The 1,613-nt window shown below is 53.1% G+C and carries 1 protein-coding gene; it reads left to right on the top strand.

Annotation, left to right across the window (positions count from 1 at the left end; all coding sequences use genetic code 11):
* The coding region (locus R7E00_RS22905) for a tandem-95 repeat protein (RefSeq protein ID WP_318124522.1) at positions 1-1,613 on the top strand (1,613 nt) is incomplete at both ends.

Below are 1,613 nucleotides of genomic sequence, written 5' to 3'. Positions count from 1 at the left end.
TTCGAAGGCGACGACAAAGTGGTGTCGCTGGATACCAATAACGGACCAGCTAACGGCACGGTCTCGGTCAACCCGGATGGCAGCGTCACTTACACGCCAAACGACAACTATCACGGAACAGACAGCTTTACCTACATCGTTACCTCCGGTGGGGTATCGGAGTCCACCACGGTGAACGTCGATGTGACGCCAGTGAATGACGCGCCAGTGGCAAAAGATGATACCGCTGTTACTGACGAAGACACGCCAGTGACGATTGATGTCCTGCCAAACGACACCGACATTGATGGTGATAAGCTGTCTATCCAATCAGCTTCCGTACCTGAAACACAAGGTACAGTTGAGATTGTTGACGGCAAACTGGTGTTCACACCGGCTGAGAACTTCCATGGTGACGCCGAAATCACTTACACCGTGACCGATGGTGCACTGACTGACCAAGCGACGGTCAACGTCACCGTGAATGCGGTGAACGACACGCCTGTGGTTGAGAGCAACATTGCAGACCAAACCTTGGCGGAAGACTTTACGCCATACAGCATCGATCTAAATACCGCTTTCAGCGATGTGGATAACGCCGATGGTGAGTTAACGTTTAGCGTCTCTGGTAACAGCAACATTCAAGTGGCGATCGTCAACGGCATTGCCACGATCACTCCAACCGCAGACTGGAACGGATCAGAAGCATTGACCTTTACGGCGACCGATCCAAGCGGTGAAAGCGTTAGCCAAACGGTGAACTTCACAGTTGCGCCTGTGGCGGACATCGTGGCAGACAACGCGACGGTTGTGGAAGATACGCCAACCATCATCAAGGTCTTAGGTAACGACACGTTCGAAGGCGACGACAAAGTGGTGTCGCTGGATACCAATAACGGTCCAGCCAACGGCACGGTCTCGGTCAACCCGGATGGCAGCGTCACTTACACGCCAAACGACAACTACCACGGTACAGACAGCTTTACCTACATCGTCACTTCCGGTGGGGTATCAGAGTCCACCACGGTGAACGTCGATGTCACACCAGTCAATGACGCGCCAGTGGCGACCAATGACAATGCCGTTACTGACGAAGACACGCCAGTGACGATTGATGTCCTGCCAAACGACACCGATATTGATGGTGATACGCTGTCTATCCAATCAGCGTCTGTACCTGAAGCACAAGGCACAGTCGAGATCGTTGACGGCAAGTTGGTGTTCACGCCAGCTGAGAACTTCAATGGCGACGCCGAAATTACTTACACCATCACCGATGGTGCACTGACTGACCAAGCGACGGTCAATGTCACCGTAAATGCCGTAAACGACGCGCCTGTGGTTGAAAGCAGCATTGCAGACCAAGCCTTGGCGGAAGACTTTACGCCATACAGCATCGATCTAAATACCGCTTTCAGCGATGTGGATAACGTGGATGGCGATCTGAGCTTCAGTGTCTCTGGCAACAGCAACATTCAAGTGGCGATCGTCAATGGGATTGCTACGTTCACTCCAACCGCAGACTGGAACGGCTCAGAAGCGTTGACGTTTACGGCTACCGATCCAAGCGGCGAAAGCGTTAGCCAAACGGTGAACTTTACGGTTGCGCCAGTGGCGGACATCGTGGCAGACAA

It is taken from the genome of Vibrio sp. Vb1755 (assembly GCF_033338635.1).
Lineage (GTDB): Bacteria > Pseudomonadota > Gammaproteobacteria > Enterobacterales > Vibrionaceae > Vibrio > Vibrio alginolyticus.
The sequence above is the reverse complement of the archived record's forward strand: the minus strand, read 5'-3'. Positions and strand labels throughout refer to the sequence as shown.